13 protein-coding genes are annotated in these 15,774 nt (G+C 66.3%); 3 read left to right on the top strand and 10 right to left on the bottom strand.

Annotated elements, in window-relative coordinates; genetic code table 11:
• Nucleotides 1-3: 3 nt before the first annotated feature.
• Nucleotides 4-909, bottom strand: coding sequence for a LysR family transcriptional regulator (locus tag ACWPN8_RS19170; RefSeq protein ID WP_492241876.1), 906 nt, complete (start codon nucleotides 907-909; stop codon nucleotides 4-6).
• A gap of 105 nt (nucleotides 910-1,014) precedes the next feature.
• Here ACWPN8_RS19170 and ACWPN8_RS19165 point away from each other — a divergent pair, with 105 nt between their 5' ends.
• Both ACWPN8_RS19165 and ACWPN8_RS19160 read left to right on the top strand, forming a co-directional pair.
• Nucleotides 1,015-1,881: an SDR family oxidoreductase gene (locus tag ACWPN8_RS19165; RefSeq protein WP_492241875.1), complete on the top strand. Its 867-nt coding sequence runs from the start codon at nucleotides 1,015-1,017 to the stop codon at nucleotides 1,879-1,881.
• A 67-nt stretch (nucleotides 1,882-1,948) separates the two neighbouring features.
• Nucleotides 1,949-2,890, top strand: a complete 942-nt coding sequence (locus ACWPN8_RS19160) for an HAD family hydrolase (RefSeq protein WP_492241874.1) — start codon at nucleotides 1,949-1,951, stop codon at nucleotides 2,888-2,890.
• A 72-nt stretch (nucleotides 2,891-2,962) separates the two neighbouring features.
• Here the strand turns inward: ACWPN8_RS19160 and dctA are convergent, their stop codons facing one another.
• On the bottom strand, nucleotides 2,963-4,342 hold the full coding sequence (gene dctA, locus ACWPN8_RS19155; protein ID WP_109447823.1) for a C4-dicarboxylate transporter DctA: 1,380 nt from the start codon (nucleotides 4,340-4,342) through the stop codon (nucleotides 2,963-2,965).
• Between the two features lie 29 nt (nucleotides 4,343-4,371).
• Entirely contained in the window at nucleotides 4,372-5,508 is a 1,137-nt protein-coding gene (locus ACWPN8_RS19150; RefSeq protein ID WP_492241873.1) for a 4-oxalomesaconate tautomerase, read from the bottom strand.
• 142 nt (nucleotides 5,509-5,650) lie between these two features.
• On the opposite strand from ACWPN8_RS19150, the gene ACWPN8_RS19145 reads away from it, so the two are divergent.
• The gene (locus ACWPN8_RS19145; RefSeq protein WP_109452870.1) at nucleotides 5,651-6,541 is read left to right on the top strand and encodes a LysR family transcriptional regulator; all 891 of its coding nucleotides are present in this window, start codon (nucleotides 5,651-5,653) and stop codon (nucleotides 6,539-6,541) included.
• 14 nt (nucleotides 6,542-6,555) lie between these two features.
• Here ACWPN8_RS19145 and ACWPN8_RS19140 read toward each other — a convergent pair whose 3' ends face one another.
• The 7 genes from ACWPN8_RS19140 to ACWPN8_RS19110 form a co-directional block, all read right to left on the bottom strand.
• Nucleotides 6,556-6,936 (bottom strand): ribbon-helix-helix domain-containing protein, encoded by a 381-nt coding sequence (locus tag ACWPN8_RS19140; protein ID WP_492241872.1) that lies wholly within the window; start codon nucleotides 6,934-6,936, stop codon nucleotides 6,556-6,558.
• 63 nt (nucleotides 6,937-6,999) lie between these two features.
• Nucleotides 7,000-9,081, bottom strand: a complete 2,082-nt coding sequence (locus tag ACWPN8_RS19135) for a sigma-54-dependent Fis family transcriptional regulator (protein ID WP_492241871.1) — start codon at nucleotides 9,079-9,081, stop codon at nucleotides 7,000-7,002.
• 227 nt (nucleotides 9,082-9,308) lie between these two features.
• Entirely contained in the window at nucleotides 9,309-10,949 is a 1,641-nt protein-coding gene (locus tag ACWPN8_RS19130) for a molecular chaperone GroEL (RefSeq protein ID WP_492241870.1), read from the bottom strand.
• Between the two features lie 88 nt (nucleotides 10,950-11,037).
• On the bottom strand, nucleotides 11,038-11,394 hold the full coding sequence (locus tag ACWPN8_RS19125) for an MmoB/DmpM family protein (protein ID WP_085086548.1): 357 nt from the start codon (nucleotides 11,392-11,394) through the stop codon (nucleotides 11,038-11,040).
• Nucleotides 11,395-11,428: 34 nt separating this feature from the next.
• A complete protein-coding gene (locus tag ACWPN8_RS19120; RefSeq protein ID WP_492241869.1) occupies nucleotides 11,429-12,568 on the bottom strand; it encodes an aromatic/alkene monooxygenase hydroxylase subunit beta in 1,140 nt (379 codons plus the stop codon).
• Nucleotides 12,569-12,614: 46 nt separating this feature from the next.
• Nucleotides 12,615-13,673 carry an NADH:ubiquinone reductase (Na(+)-transporting) subunit F gene (locus ACWPN8_RS19115; RefSeq protein ID WP_492241868.1) on the bottom strand — a complete coding sequence of 353 codons (1,059 nt, stop codon included), beginning with the start codon at nucleotides 13,671-13,673 and terminating at the stop codon, nucleotides 12,615-12,617.
• A 117-nt stretch (nucleotides 13,674-13,790) separates the two neighbouring features.
• Entirely contained in the window at nucleotides 13,791-15,455 is a 1,665-nt protein-coding gene (locus ACWPN8_RS19110; protein WP_492241867.1) for an aromatic/alkene/methane monooxygenase hydroxylase/oxygenase subunit alpha, read from the bottom strand.
• Nucleotides 15,456-15,774: the final 319 nt, after the last annotated feature.

Raw genomic sequence — 15,774 nt, 5'->3', positions numbered from 1 at the left:
CCGTCACCCCTCGACATAGGCCGCAAGTTCTTCCGGGGTTCCCTGCGGAAACGCCGACTTCAGATGCTCCAGGAAGGCTGAGACGCGCGCGTTGAGCAGCCGCCGCGTCGGGTAGAGCACCCACAACTCCGTCTCGGAGCCGACCACATCGCCCCATTTCACCAGCCTGCCGGCGGCCAGATCGGGAGCGGCGAGCGACAGCGGCAGACGGGCGGCCCCTACGCCCATGCGAACCGCATCGCGGACCATGATGAAGGACGATAGGCTGAGCATCGGCTCGACCGCGATGGTCGACGGACCGTCCGGTGTCGCAATCTCCCACAATGCGGGCCTTCCTCCGACTTGTCCCGGCGATCCACGGGTGACGACGGGAACGGTGTCGTTGCCGGCGGGGAACGACAGGTCCGGGCTTGCCACCACGACGAGGCGATCCCGCAGGAAAACGCGTCCGACAAGGCCCGCGTCCGGGTCCGGATTGACACGGATGACCAGATCATAGGCTTCCTCGACCATGTCGACAGCCCGGTCTTCCGTGACGATCTCAAGCCGAACCTCCGGGTACTTGCGCAGGAATCCGGCCGCCAGCTTGCCGATGGCGGTCTGCGAGAACAGCAGCGGCGCGCTGATCCGCAACCGTCCGCGGGGGCTGTGGCCGCCGGATGCAATCGCCTTCGCCGTCTCGTCGAGTTCGGTCAGCAATGCGCCGGTCCGCTCGAACAGCGCTTGGCCCTCCGCCGTCAGCTTGAGTGTCCGGGAACCGCGCTCGAACAGGCGAAGGTCCAGGCTCGCTTCCAACTCCGCGACGCGCCGCGACAAGGTCGCCTTTGGCCGGCCGGCCGCGCGCGCCGCCTTGCCGAACCCGCCGTGGCGGGCGACCAGATTGAAATCGGCCAAAGCAAGCAGGTCCATCCGTTCCACCAGTGAGACGATCTGTCCAAATTCGCCGCCTATCGGACCCTGCATGGATCGGTAAAGTCAAGGGCGTCAACCGAACCCCAAAGCGGAGTGAACCCCATGACCATCCTCGTTACCGGAGCCACCGGCCGTGTCGGCCGCCATGTCGTCGACCAGCTGGTCAAGCGCGGCGCCGAGGTGCGCGTGCTGACCCGCGACCCGTCGAAGGCCGCTTTCCCCGCCGGCGTGAAAATCGCCCAGGGCGACATGCTGGACATCGATGCGCTGCGCGCCGCCTTCCGCGGCGTCCGCACCCTGTTCCTGTTGAACGCCGTCACCGGCGACGAGTTCACCCAGGCGATCGTCACCTTGAACATCGCGCGGGAGGCCGGCGTCGAACGGGTCGTCTATCAGTCGGTGTTCGAGGCCGACCGTGCGGTGAACGTGCCGCATTTCGCCGTGAAGTTCGGCGCCGAGCGCATGCTCGACCAAATGGGCTTCAGCGCCACCATCCTGCGCCCGTCCTACTTCATCGACAACGAGCTGATGATCAAGGACGTGATCACCAACCACGACGTCTACCCGATGCCGATCGGCAGCAAGGGCGTGGCGATGGTCGACGCACGGGACATTGCCGAGGTTGCGGCCATCGAACTGATCCGTCGTGACCGGGCGCCGGGGAAACTGCCGGTGGACATCATCAACCTCGTCGGCCCCGACACGCTGACGGGTCCGCAGGTCGCCGCGATCTGGTCCGATCTGCTGGGCCGCACCGTGGTCTATGGCGGCGACGATCCCAGCGGGTTCGAGCAGACCATGGCCTCCTTCATGCCGAAATGGACCGCCTATGAGATGCGCCTGATGGCCGAGCGCTATGTCAGCGACGGCATGATCCCCGAAGCCGGCGACGTCGAACGGCTGACCGGGCTGCTGGGCCGCCCGCTGCACAGCTACCGCAGCTTCGCCGCCGCGCTCGTCGCGGCCTGAAACCTCACGATCCTTGGGTTGGTTGCAAAGTTCGACGGAGGTGCCTGCGGCAGCGGAGGCTTTTTACGTGTCTCCGTTTGCCGTCGAGGTTCGCAACGAAGCGGCACAAATGGCGCCTCACCCTGGACTTGCCGGTAAATTGACAGGCTTTGCCATAGCTCCCATAGTGCCAGCCGATCGAGATCAGGAGCCATCCATGGCGACGGTTGACCTCGCATCGTCGAGCGAAATGATGCGCAAGATCGCTGCCGGCCTGTTGGCGATGGCGCAAGGTGCGCCCGATCCTTGTCCGGCTTCCCATGACCGGCATCGCTTCTCAACAATCGAGATCAGGAGACAGTACGGTATGGACGGCAGGCTGCAGGAACGGTGGGACGCGATCATCTTCGATTTCGACGGCGTGCTGTGCGATTCCAACGACCTGAAGGGCGAGACCTTCGCCACACTGTATGCCCATGAGGGCCCGGAGGTTCAGGACGCCATCCGCGCCTATCACCGGGACAACGGTGGCATGCCGCGGCGGGAAAAGCTGGCGCGCTTCGAGCGCGACATCCTCGGCCGCGCCGTGGACGAGGAGCGGTTGGACCGGATGGTCGCCGGTTTTGCCGCAGCGGTGGAGGAGGCGGTGATCGCCTGCGCCGAAATTCCCGGCGCGACGGACTTCCTGGCCACCCATGCCGGCCGGCCCGCCCTTTTCATCATTTCCGCGACGCCGCATGAGGAAATGCTGCGCATCGCCGAGCGACGGGGCATGACCGACCGGTTCGTGTCCGTCCATGGCAGCCCGCCAAGCAAGGCGGAAACGGCAGCCATGCTGATCGCCCGCCACGGCCTGCGTCCCGACCGCGTTGCCTTCGTCGGCGATGCCGTTCAGGACTATGCGGCGGCAACGGCCCTCAACCTGCATTTCGTCGGGGTGCGCGATGCCGACGGCCGCCACCCCTTCCCCTACGGAACGCTGACCATAGCCGATCTGCGTGAATTGCCCACGGCCCTTGCTCGGCTTTGAAACCGCTCGATGGGTGCGGAGGGCCGGTCTGGACCGGTCCTCCGCACCCATCGTCAGGCCACTGTCGAGCGTTCAGTGAGACGGATGGGCGGGGGCGCGGGCGGCCAGCGGCATGACCGGGATGTCGCCCATCCCCTCCAGGACGCGCTCGGTGCCGGCACCGCTCTGGTTCAGTTCGCGGTGCAGAACCTCACGGTCGCAGGCGTCCTCCCAGATCGAGACCACGATGCTGACGACGCAGTTGCTGATGATGCTGGTCAGGGCGCGGGCTTCGGACATGAAGCGGTCGATGCCGACCAGCAGCGCGACACCGGCAACCGGCAGGTCCGGCATCACCGTCAGCGTGGCGACCAGGGCGACGAAGCCGCTGCCGGTGACGCCGGCGGCACCCTTCGAGGTCAGCAGCATGACGCCGAGCATGGCGACGATCTGGCCGGCCGACAGGTGGATGTCGCAGGCCTGGGCGATGAACAGCGAGGCGAGGGTCAGGTAGATCGCCGTGCCGTCGAGGTTGAAGGAATAGCCCATCGGCAGAACCAGGCCGGAAACACCCTTCTTGCAGCCCAGCGCTTCAAGCTTCTGCAAGACCCGCGGCAGGACCGGCTCGGAGGACGAGGTGCCGAGAACGATCAGCAGCTCCTCGCGGAAGTAGCGCAGGACCTTCCACAGGCTGAAACCATGCAGCCGGGCCAGCGTGCCGATGATCGCCACCAGGAAGACGCCGCAGGCGACATAGAAGGTCAGGATCAGCAGGCCGAGCGAGCCGATGCTGTCGATGCCGTATTTGCCCACGGTGAAGGCCATCGCGCCGAACGCACCGATGGGGGCCAGCTTCATTATGAAGCCGAAGGCGGCGAACAGCACGTGGGAGAAGGATTCGATGCCCTGCACCACCGGTTCGCCGGCCTTGCCGACCCGCGTCAGGCCGAAACCGACCAGCACGGAGATGAGCAGCACCGGCAGCACCTCGCCCTCGGCGAAGGCGCCGAAGAAGGAATGCGGGATGATGTGCAGCAGGAAGTCGGTGAAGCCGACCGGGGCGGCCTGCTTGGCGTAGCGTGCGGCCACCGCGGGGTCGAGCGACGACGGCGACACATGCATGCCGACGCCGGGCTCGATGATCATGACCGCGGCCAGCCCGATGAGCAGCGCCGCCGCCGTCAGCGCGTAGAACAGCGCCATCGACTTGACCAGCGTCTTGCCGATCTCGCGGGTGTCGTTCAGGCTGGTGATGCCGCTGACGATGGTGCAGAAGACCACCGGCGCGATCATCATCTTGACCAGCTTGACGAACCCGTCGCCCAGCGGCTTCAAGCCCGCCCCGAAATCGGGCCAGAAGTGGCCGGCCAGGATGCCCAGGGTCAGGCCGACGACGACCTGGAAATAGAGCGCCTTGTAGATGGCCTTGGGCTTGCTCGGCGTCAGGGTATCGGTCCCCGTTTGTGGACGCATGGCGTTTCCTCCTCTCTGATGCTGTGGCGTCAGGCCGCCAGGGCGGTCCGCGACGGGGTCGAAGGGCGGGCGAACACGGTTCCCTCGAACAGGCGCCGCGCGGTGCGCAGGATGCTGGCGGTCGGTGCGGATTGGCCGTCACCGGTCTCAAGGCGGCCCGCCTCGAGACGGCCCACCTCAAGACGGACAGTCAGCCGGCCTGCCGGATGTTCGAAGGTGATGTCGCCGGGCATGATGAACCGTCCCACCAAAGCGGCGGCCACGGTTTCCGGAATGGTGCAGGCGGTGGCGGTGGCGACGGCGCCGGTGATGGCCATCGCCCGATGGCAATCATGCGGCATGAAATACCGGACGGTCAGCGTGCCGCCGCGGGTCGGTGGGGCCAGCAGGACCGGCTTAGGGATCACCATGCCGGCCGCGTTGGGAAAACCCATGCGGCGGCCGGCCTCGACGCGCAGCGCCTCCAGCCGGGACATGAACTCCCGGTCGGACCGGAAGCTGTCCACCGGCTCGTACCCCGTCTTGCCGAGGTCGGCGGCGCGGATCAGCATCACCGGGATGGCGGCATCGACGCAGGACACCGGGATGCCGTCGATCAGGTCGACCGGCGATCCGGTGGGCAGCAGCCGGCCGGTGTTGGCGCCTGCGGCGTCGAGAAAAGCGAGATGGATGGGGGCCGCGGTGCCGGGCACGCCGTCGATGACGGCCTCGCCCTCATAGGCCACTTGGCCGCCGGGGGTCTGGATGCGGGCCTCGATCAGCTTGCCGGTGTTGACGTTGTGGATGCGCACCACCGTGACGCCGTTCGCCGCCGGGACAAGCCCGGACTCGATGGCGAAGGGGCCGACCGCGGCCAGCATGTTGCCGCAGTTGGGCGAGGTGTCGACCACCCCCTCCTGCACCCGCACCTGAGCGAACAGGTAATCCACATCCGCTCCGGCCCTGGTGGCTGGACCGACGATGGCGACCTTGCTGGTCAGCGGATTGCCGCCGCCGATGCCGTCGATCCCCAGATCGTTCCCCGCCCCCATCACCGAGAGCAGGAGGGCATCGCGCTCCGCCGGAAGGGCAGGAAGGTCGGACGCCAGAAAGAAGGGGCCGCGAGAGGTCCCGCCGCGCATCATCACGCAGGGAATGCCGATCTGGCGGTTCATCGTATTTGTCATGGCGCTTGGTTTCTCTTGGGTTCGCCGGTGGGCGAAGAAAGCCGATGCGCCGATATTCTGACTGCGAACGATATTTGTGAAATGCATTGATTCGCACTATTATTCCATTTCACGCATCAATGCGATGCCGATGGAGCCGGGCATGAATTTTGAGCTGGTCGATCTGAAGGCGTTCGTGGCGGTGGCGGAACTGGGAAGCTTCAACCGCGCCGCCGAGCTTCTGAACCTGTCGCAGCCGGCACTCAGCCGCCGCATCCAGAAGCTGGAGGACACGCTGGGCGTGGCGTTGTTCGAGCGCTCGACCCGCCATGTCGCGCTGACGATGGTGGGGCGCGATTTCATGCCCAAGGTCCGCCGCTTCCTCGATGAATTCGAGACGTCGTTGCTGGGGATCAGCGATCTCGGCGCACGGAGCGGCGGCCAGATCACCATCGCCTCCGTCCCGACGGCGGTGTTCTATTTCCTCCCCAACGCGATCAGCCGCTTCAGCATCGCGTTCCCGCGGATCCGCATCCGCATCCTTGATCTCGGCGCCAACGAAGGGCTGGAGGCGGTGGCGCGCGGCGAGGCCGATTTCGGCATCAACTTCATCGGCACCTCGCACCCTGACATCGAATTCACGCCACTGGCCGAGGACCCCTTCGTCGTCGCCTGCCGGCACGATCATCCGCTGGCGGCCCATACGGTGGTGAACTGGGACGAGCTGGCCGCCCACCGCGTCATCACCGTGGGCCGGACCAGCGGCAACCGGGCGCTGATCGACAATGCCCTGGCGCAGCACGGCCTGAAGCTCAACTGGTCCTACGAGATCACGCATCTCGCAAGTTCGCTCGGCCTGGTGGAGGCCGGGCTCGGCGTCGCCGTGCTGCCAAAGCTCGCCACGCCGTCCTCCGGCCATCCCATCATCCTGACTCTCCCTTTGGGCCATCCGAAGATCTCCCGGACGATCGGCGTGGTCCGGCGGCATGGCGCCATCCTCTCACCGATGGCGGCACGCTTTCTCGAAGTCCTGCTCGGCTCCTGGCGGCTGTGACCGGCAGTCCGCCGTCACGCCCTGTCCTGCTGCCGCCCGTCCCGCCGCAGCGAAACCACCGACGCGCCGTCGGCGGCGGACGAGGTCTCCGCAACCTCCAGCAGGCTGCCGGACTGTCCGGGCAGCCGCATCTGCGGCTTCATGGTCAGGTAGCGCACGCAGCTGACCCGCAGGAAGGAGGCGAGGTTCTGAACGGCCCCGTGGGCCTCCAGAACCTCATCGTACAGCGACAGGATCAGCCTGTTCGTCGTCGTCCCCTGCTCCGCGGCGATGTCGGCAAGGACGTTCCAGAACAGGTTCTCCAACCGGATGCTGGTGACCATGCCATGGATGCGCACCGACCGTGACCGTGCCTCGTACAGGATCGGATCGGCGTTGACGAAGATCTGGCACATGCGCCCATCCTTCCTTGAATGCGGTATCAAACCCGGCTGCGGTTACTTTTGACGGAGCGGCTTTTACGCCTTGCCGGCGGATATGCGCCGAATGCCGTGCTGGCTCATTTTCCGATACAGCGTGCTGCGCGAGATGCCGAGGACTGCCGCCGCATCGGACAGGTTCCCGCCGGTTGCCGCAATCACATCCTTGATTGTCCTCTGTTCGGTCTCCGTCAGCGCCATTGCCGTTGGAGGCGACACGACGGCGGCAGGCGCCACGATGGGCGGGGTCGGAGAGCCCAGCAATGGCCAACCGTCGGCAACCATGCAACCGCAGGCATCGCGCAGTTCGTCCGGCAGGTCGTCGATGCCGATGCTGCCGCTGGTGGACAGCAGGACAGCCCGTTCAACCGCATTGCGCAGCTCCCGGACATTGCCCGGCCAGTCGTAGCGTTGCAGGAGATCCAGCGCCGCCGCGGTGAAGCGGACGGGTGCCCGGCCATGCCGCTCCGCCAGCAAGCCGTTGAAGTGGGAGATCAGGCGGGGAACATCGCCATGGCGGTCGCGCAGGGGCGGCACGCGCAGGGCGGTCACGGCGAGGCGATGGTACAGGTCGCGGCGGAAGCGGCCGGCGGCGACTTCCTGCCGGAGGTTCCGGTTAGTCATGGCGAGCAGCCGCACCGACACCCGGCGCGGCACGTTGTCGCCGATGCGGTACAGCACGCCCTCCTCCAGAACCCGCAACAGGTAAGGCTGAAGGTCGAGCGGCAATTCGCCGATCTCGTCGAGGCACAGCGTGCCGCCGTCGGCCAGTTCAAAGCGGCCGATGCGCCCCTCCGCCGCCGCACCGGTGAAGGCGCCGCGCACATAGCCGAACAGCTCGCTGCCCAGCATCTCGCGCGAGACGGCACCGCAGTTGAACGGCACGAAGGGACCGCCGGCCGCAGCGCTGTGGCCGTGGATGGCGCGGGCGAACAGTTCCTTGCCGACGCCGGTCTCGCCCTCGATCAGGATGGGGACCGGCAGCGGCGCCAGACGCTCCCCCTGCCCGATCACCATGCGCAGGCTGCCGCTGTCACCGACGATGTCGGCGAAGCGCGACCGGCTGTGGTCGGATTCGTCCGGCACCGCACGGCGTCCGGCGGACGGTCGGCCCGATACCGCAGTGGGGATGACCAGCAGCGTTCCCCGCCGCTCCCCATCCAGAATCAGCGGCCGGACCCAGTCGGCCGGAACCGGCAACCGCTCCCCTGCCCCACCCCCGGGTCCACCTCCGACCCCAGCTATCGGCAGCTTCGTCCCTCGGTTCAACTGCGGCAGTTCCGACCCGAAACTGGCCTTCAACAGATGCGCCGCCTTGCGGCTGGCATAGAGCAGGCGCCCACGGGCATCGAGTGCGATCAGCCCTTCGCCAACATATTTCTGGCTGTCCTCCAGGCAGGCCTCCAGCAGTCGCACATGTTCGGCCTCCGTCTGGCGGGCGAGATTCCATTCCACCTGCCGGGCAGCGACCACGGCCAAGGCAAGCGCCTGCCCGCTGAAGCTCTGCTTCAGGCCGGAGATGTCGAGCAGGCCGACGACCGATCCGTCGACCGGATCGTGGATCGGCGCCCCGGCACAGCTCCATCCCTTGATGCCGGCGCAATAATGCTCCGCAGCCTGGACCAGCACCGGCTGCTTGGACGCCAATGCCGTGCCAATGCCGTTGGTGCCGGCACAGGTCTCGCCCCACTGGCCCCCGCAGGCCAGACTGATGTCGCGCGCCACGCTCAAGGTGGCACGGTCGCCGGCCGCCTCCAGCACGACGCCGTTGGCATCTGTGATCAGCAGAACGGTACGGGTGCCGGCCAGCAGATCAGACGCCTCCGCCAGGGTCGAGGCCGCTGCCTGGAGCAGATCGCGGTTGTCGCGTCGCAGAGCCTCGATATGATCGCGACCAATCACCGGGGCGGCATCCGCCCGCGCATCGACCAGGAAGCTTTGACATCGTGCCCAGGATCGGATGACCACGTCGCGCACCGGCAGATTGTCCCGGCGCGAGCCGGAAACGAAATCCTCCCATGCCTTCATCGTGGCCGTTTCGCCATCCACCAGAGCGTGAAGCGCTGGTGCCGGCAAGGCGGCGGCCAGACGGCCGGCACCGGCCTGTTCGTTGGCCAACATAGTCCCCTCCCTGCTTCCCGGCGTCTTTTGCGGATGGTTTCCGATGCGCCGATTGTCTTTGGACAAGGGATGCGGAGGCTCGCCCGGATATGCTCCGCATCAAGAATTGTTTGTATGAGAAACCATAAGCCGAACCGAAGCGGGAGCGGTAGTAGTGGATTACTCTATTGCTTTTTTCCTGCCTTTCTCTCCGAAGGGGGAGGTGGGGTGCTACGGCCGAAAAAGGATCAGGTTCGCCCGTACCGTTCCATTCCGCCGCCGCGGGCCGGTCCGGCGGTGGGATCGACATCGTCGGGGATGTCGGCGATCAGCGTGTGGGTGGTCAGCACCAGCTTGGCGACCGACACCGCGTTCAGCAATGCAAGCGTGGTGACCTTGACCGGATCGATGATCCCCGCGGCGAACAGGTCGCCGAACCGGCCGCTGCGGGCATCGAAGCCGGACCCGTCGGGAAGCGCGGCGACGCGCGCGGCAACGCCGTCCCCGTCCAACCCGCCATTCTCCGCGATGCAGATCAAAGGTTGCAGCATCGCCCGCCGCACCAGCCGCACCCCGGCCCTCTCGCCCTCCCCCACATCCTCGGCCAGCCGGTCGAGCAGCGGGGCGACGCGGGCGAGCGCGGTGCCGCCGCCGGGCACCACCCCTTCGGCCAGTGCTGCGCGGGCGGCAGCCAGCGAATCCTCCAGAAGCTGGGCGGTGCGCTTCTGCTCCACCGGGGTGGCCCCGCCGACCTCTATCAGGGCGGTGCCGTGCGTCAGCTTCGCCAGCCGCTGGGACAGCTTGTCCCGCTCGATGTTGGGCGGCGCCTCCTCCCACTGGCGCTGCACCAGGGCGCGGCGGGCGGCCAGCGCATCGGGATTGCCATGGCCGCGCAGGATGGTTGTCCGGCCGGCCGACACCTCGATGCGGTCGGCGCCCCCCAGATCCTCCGCCGCCACGCTGTCGAGGCGTCCGCCCAGGTCGCGGGCGATCACCCGCCCGCCGGTCAGGATCGCGATGTCCTCCATCGTCGCCTGACGCCAGTGGCCGAATTCCGGGGGATTGATCGCCACCACCGTGGCGCGCCCGTCGCGGCGCAGCGCCATCAGCGCCGCCACCACCTCCGGCGCCACGCTGTCGGCCATGACCAGCAGCGGGCGGTGCCCGGCGGCGATGCGGTCGACCAGACGCAGGATCGGTTCCGGATCGATGATCTTGTGGTCGGTCATCAGGATGTAGGGCCGTTCCAGCACCGCGCTCTGGCCGGTCGGTTCGGTCGCCATGTGGTGGGACAGGAACCCGCGGTCCAGCACCATGCCTTCCAGCACATGCAACGCCGTCGGCGCGCCCGGCTGGCCGTATTCGATGTCGATCACTCCCTCCGCCCCGACCCGGCGCAGCGCGTCCGCCACCAGACGGCCGAGTGCCGGATCGGTCGCCGCAACCGTCGCCACCTGCTCCAACTGGGCATGGCTTTCCAGCGGCCGGGCGATGTGGCGGAGCCGGTCGACGACGAAGCCGCAGGCGCGCTCCATCCCCTCCACCAACTCCACCGACCCATGGCCGTCAGCAAGCACGGCGACACCGTCCTGGATCAGCGCATCGGCCAGCACGGTGGCTGTGGTGGTGCCGTCGCCGGCCACGTCGTTGGTTTGTTTCGAGACCTCCCGCACCACCTGGGCGCCCATATTCTCGAAGCGGCAGGGCAGCTCGATCTCGGCGGCGATGCTGACACCGTCGCGCGAAATCATCGGCGTGCCGATGGGGCGGTCGATGATCGCGTTCGTCCCCTTCGGCCCCAGCGTGCCGCGCACCGCCAGCGCCAGCTTGCCCACCCCACGGGCAAGCGCGGCCCGCGCCTCGGCACGGTGCAGCATCATCTTCGGCATGGCGACTTTCCCTCCCATTATTGATTTTGCGGATTTGAAAAAAGAGGCGGAGCCCGCCGGACCTGAAGCAGGCCCCGCCTTCCCGAGATCACTCGTAAGCCAGCGCGTCGTCCATGTTGCCGAAGAGGACGACGGTGTCCTCGTCGATCATGACCATGCGGCCATAGTGGGTGGAGGTGGAGATCTCGAAGATGTGCGGGGTCATCTCGCGGCCCAGCGCCTCGCCGATCTCGCTCATCTTGAACTCGATCTTGCCTTCGCCGTCGATGCGGATCATCGCCGGCAGATAGGTGACGGTGATGCCGGGCTTGCTCTCCATCACCTCGGCGATGCAGCGCGCCTCGACGCTGTCGTTCATCGTCACGCCGCACTGGTGCGAGATGGTGCCGTCCTGGGTGATGTCCTTCAGCGGCTTGAAAAGCTGCTGCACGGTGGTGACACTCATGGTTTTCGTCCTTTTGGCGGAGATGCGGGAAGGGTCACTCGGCAGCAGCGCCGTTGACCGCGGCGGTGACCGCCGCCGAAGCGGCGGCCTGCCCAACCTCGACCGGCGGCAGAGCCGGCAGGTCTGCGTCGATGCCGATCTCCCGCCCGATGGCGGCGACGCGCCCGCGCGCCCGTTCGAACGCTTCCACGAAGTTGGCAGCCTTGACCCGCGGCAGCGACCACAGCGGCTGCAACTGCAGGGCCGCCTTCACCGCCAGTCCGCCATGGTGGCTGAACCAGCTTTGCAGCATGGTCCGGTTGTCCTCGCCATGGACCGGATCGCGCAGCAGCAGGGCGAACAGTTCCACCGCGTTGGCGAGGTTCCGTTCATAGTCGGCCTCGGCCGCCGAAATGACCGACGGAGTGGAGAAGTCGTTCTGGGCTGCGGCCACCTGCATGACGAAGCCGCTGCGGAACAGCTCGCCGACCAGCGGTTCGAAGACGAGGTTGACGGCGAAATACTGCTCCAGGAAGTCGGTGGCGGCGCGGATATGCTCCACCGCCTCGCGGCAGGGCTGCCAGATCGGATCGTCCAGCCAGTGCGCCTTGCCGGCATCAAGGTCGAAATTCCCGATGTCGCTGCCGACCTCGGCCAGATAGAGCGTCAGATCCTGGGCGAAGCGCAGCTTGTAGGAGGCGTTGGTCAGGATGGCGTTGTTGACCATCTGGGTGTAGCCGTAGCGCTGCGCCCGCATCAGCGCGGTGCCCAGGCCATATTCGGCATGCTTGAAGGCGCCGACATGGTTCTGGAGCACGGCGACCCAAGCCTTGTCGAAGCGCTGGGGCGCCCCGGCGCGGCGCGCATTCTCCACCACATTCTGGATCATGCCGACGATGGTCGACTGGCGCTGGTAATGGGTGCGTTCCCATTCCTGGTCGGGCGCACGGTAACCGTGCCAGTCCGTGCATTTCAGCGCGGTCCAGTCCTTGGAATAGGTGGGCGTGCCGTCGCCGAAGGAGATGATCCAGTTCTGGAGAAGATAGCGCTCCGGATCGGGCTGGACGTCGACCGTCACGTCCTCGTAATGGGTGGCCTTGCGGCCCTTCGGCTCGAAGTAGTTGTAGCGGCGACTGTCGGAGCCCGGAAAGACCTTGGCCCCGGCGGCTGCGGATGTGGTTTCCTGCATGGTCATCGTCGTTCCTCCCGTGTTTGCATAAGCCCCCCCTCAGCGGCCCGCCTCAGCGGGTCGCGGGAGTGAATTTGTCGAAATAGACGCGCGCGGAATCGACGCCGGCGATCTGCAGGACCGGCAGCACCGCGTCGATCATCGGCGGCGGCCCGCAGGAGAAGACGTCGGCCTCCTCCACCTCATCCATCCCAGACAGATGCCGGCGCAGCACCTCGTGGATGAAGCCGGTCTCGCCGGTCCAGCCGTCGCCCTCCTCGGCATGCGACAGGGCGGGGATGAAGGCGAAGTCCGGCAGGCTGCGGGCGAACTCCTCGAACAGGTCGAGGTGGAACAGGTCCTTGCGGCTGCGGGCGCCGTAGAAGAGCCGCACCGGCCGTGTCTCGCCGCTGGCGGCCTGATCGCGCAGGATCGACAGCAGCGGCGCCATGCCCGACCCGCCGCCGACCAGGATCATCGGCCCCTCCCGCCCCTCACGGCGGAAGCAGCTGCCATAGGGACCGCGGACGCTCACCCGGTCGCCGACCGACAGGCCGCCGTCCAACTGCCGGGAGAAGGCGCCGTCCGGGTATTTCTTGATGATGAACTCCAGCCGGTTGCCGTCTGCCGGCGGATTGCCCATCGAGAAGGATCGGGTCAGGCCGATGCCGGGCAGCGTGATGTCGACATACTGGCCGGCCCAGAACTTCATCGGCTGGTCGAGGTCCAACGCGATGGCGACGATGTCGTGGGTCAGCGGCTCCACCGCGGCCAGCCGGGCGTTGAAGTCCTTCACCGGGATGGAGCGGGACAGCAGATCCTCGTCATAGTTCAGCAGTTCCACCGCCACGTCGCTGTAGGCCAGCGAGCGGCAGAGCAGGATGTGGTTGCTCTCGCGCTCCGGATCGGAGAGCGCGAAGGTGGAGTATTTCAGCATCTCGACGTCGCCGTCGATCAGCAGGCATTTGCAGGCGGAGCATTGCCCCTCCTTGCAGCCATGCATCAGCGAGACGCCCTGGCGGAAGGCAGCGTCGAGGATGGTTTCCCCTTCCGCCACCTCCATTTCGATGCCGACCGGCTCCAACCGGACGGTGTGGACGGCCGGGCTGTTCTTTAGCGCTTGTGCGGTCATGGTCTGTCGATCTCCGCGGCGATGTCCGCCTGTAAAGTCCGCAGGGGATCCCGTTCCCCCTCTCCAGCCGGAAAGGGGGCCGGAAAGGGGGGCGGGCCCAAGTGAAGGGGCGGGAGATCAGACCCGGCGGATCTTGAAGCCCTTGCGGTATTCCTCGACATGCGCCTGACGCTGTTGCGGCGTCATTTCGCGGAGCGCCAGCAGCGGGCTGCGGATGGTGTGGCCACGCACATGGTCCAGCGTCCACATGTCCTTCTCCTCGAAGGACAGATGCGGCTGGGCGACCAGCGTCTTCCCGTCGGGACGGACGAAGCCCATGTCCTGGATGGCGTCGGCGAGGTCCCAGCCGTCATAGACCTCCTCCCACTGGCGCCGGCCGGAGAAGCGGCCCATCGCCGGTGTCGGGCGGCCCTGGTATTCGGCGGCGAAGGCTTCCTTGTGGGTCCAGCGGTCGACCTCGGAGGCGTAGGTGAACAGCTCGCCGTCGACCTCGTCGATCGTGAAGTCCTCGCGGATCACGCAGGGCACCAGGCTCGACCAGCAGCGGTGCGGATAGACATAGCCGGTGTCGGCAAAGGTGATCGGCACGCTGCCGGGCTTGCTCAGCTTGGCGTAGTTTTCCCACCAGACGCCGAACTCGTCGTACCAGCCCGGATACTTGCTCTCGAACCATTCGAAGTCGCGCTCGGTCATCGCCTCGATGCGCCAGAAATTGGCCCACCAGCCGGCAGAGAAGAACTGGGCGATCTTGTGGACGTAGTTTTTCTTGACGATGCTGTCGAAGGCTTCGTGAACGTCGTCATGGTGGATCTTAATGCCGTACTTCTCCAGCGGCAGCAGGTAGGTGCGGTAATAGTCCTCGAAGATCCAGCGGTGCCACAGCTCGGCGTAGGATTCCTTGTTCTTGTCCCGATGCTTGGTGCCGTATTCGATGATCGTGCCGATGGCGGCGTCGACGATCATGTGGTTCTGCCAGAAGGAATAGCGGATGTCGCGTTCCAGCAGCAGGTGGTTGTCCGGCTCCTTCAGCACCGACATCAGCATGGAATGGCCGTTGCCGATGTGGCGGGACTCATCGCTCTGCACCGACAGGAAGACGGTGGGCAGGGCATAGTCGCCGTTGCGCGCCGCCTCCGACGGCATGGCGACGAACAGAGTGTTGGTGAAGGCGGTCTCCGCCACGACCTGGAGGTAGATGTTCGACGCGGTGATGGCGTCGCCGGTCAGGAAGGCCTCACCGAATTGCCGGCCGATGGTGGTGGCGTAGCATTTGCCGAACGCCTTCTCGGTGATGTCGAACCCGGCCGGGTCGATGTAGTTCTCCATGTACCATTTCTTGAGGTTCATCTGGATCGTCGAGTGCCGGAACTCGTCGATCATCTGCATGGTGAAGCCGGTGCGCAGATCGTCGCCCGGCGCCAGCTGGCCCAGCGTCGCCATCGACCGCGCCGCCGAGATTTCCGGGAAGGGGATGATCGCCAGGAACAGCTTCATCCACTCGATCCAGCGCGGCTCGACATTGCGGAACATGTCGCCGCGCAGCGCCGCGTCGAGCGCGCCATAGACGCGGTTGTCCTTCTCCTCCTGCATCGGGAAGTAGGAGCGCAGAACCTGCTTCATCGGGTCGCGCGGTGCCTTGGAGATCTTGTAGTCGGTCGGGAAGCTCATCGCCTCCTTGACGTAGGACGGCGTCCAGCCGAGATCGGCGACGCGGCGGGCCGCCTCGGTGATGCCGATGCCTTTCTGGCTGGTGATCTTGTTCAGCGTCAATCCATCCGGCATGTCGTCTCTCCCCATGATTTTGATGATGTTGATCCGGGCCTGAAGGATCGCGTCGGCCGCTTATGCCGGATGACGGGACACCGGCAGTTCAAGGGCGGGATCGGCCGGACCGGGACCGCACAACGGCGCGGCGAAGATGGTCCGCAGCTTCAGGCTTTTTGCGACCGCCGAAGCGGGGCGGCTGCAACGCCACCCCCTAAAAGCAATCGACGTGCCAAAATGCCGGAGCCAGTCGGATGAGTGATTTTAAAGAATGTTCGTGTAGCACACCGTCTCATAATGGGACGATATGTCGCACCGCCGGTGTCCCAAAATGAAA

The organism is Azospirillum sp. UENF 112521, assembly GCF_058780665.1.
The sequence above is the reverse complement of the archived record's forward strand: the minus strand, read 5'-3'. Positions and strand labels throughout refer to the sequence as shown.

Coding starts and splice junctions, on each gene's coding strand:
- ACWPN8_RS19150 (WP_492241873.1), bottom strand. CDS start 5,508: ATGACAAATACGATGAACCGCCAGATCGGCATTCCCTGCGTGATGATG.
- ACWPN8_RS19120 (WP_492241869.1), bottom strand. CDS start 12,568: ATGACCATGCAGGAAACCACATCCGCAGCCGCCGGGGCCAAGGTCTTT.
- ACWPN8_RS19130 (WP_492241870.1), bottom strand. CDS start 10,949: ATGCCGAAGATGATGCTGCACCGTGCCGAGGCGCGGGCCGCGCTTGCC.
- ACWPN8_RS19145 (WP_109452870.1), top strand. CDS start 5,651: ATGAATTTTGAGCTGGTCGATCTGAAGGCGTTCGTGGCGGTGGCGGAA.
- ACWPN8_RS19110 (WP_492241867.1), bottom strand. CDS start 15,455: ATGCCGGATGGATTGACGCTGAACAAGATCACCAGCCAGAAAGGCATC.
- ACWPN8_RS19135 (WP_492241871.1), bottom strand. CDS start 9,081: ATGTTGGCCAACGAACAGGCCGGTGCCGGCCGTCTGGCCGCCGCCTTG.
- ACWPN8_RS19165 (WP_492241875.1), top strand. CDS start 1,015: ATGACCATCCTCGTTACCGGAGCCACCGGCCGTGTCGGCCGCCATGTC.
- dctA (WP_109447823.1), bottom strand. CDS start 4,342: ATGCGTCCACAAACGGGGACCGATACCCTGACGCCGAGCAAGCCCAAG.
- ACWPN8_RS19140 (WP_492241872.1), bottom strand. CDS start 6,936: ATGTGCCAGATCTTCGTCAACGCCGATCCGATCCTGTACGAGGCACGG.
- ACWPN8_RS19115 (WP_492241868.1), bottom strand. CDS start 13,673: ATGACCGCACAAGCGCTAAAGAACAGCCCGGCCGTCCACACCGTCCGG.
- ACWPN8_RS19170 (WP_492241876.1), bottom strand. CDS start 909: ATGGACCTGCTTGCTTTGGCCGATTTCAATCTGGTCGCCCGCCACGGC.
- ACWPN8_RS19125 (WP_085086548.1), bottom strand. CDS start 11,394: ATGAGTGTCACCACCGTGCAGCAGCTTTTCAAGCCGCTGAAGGACATC.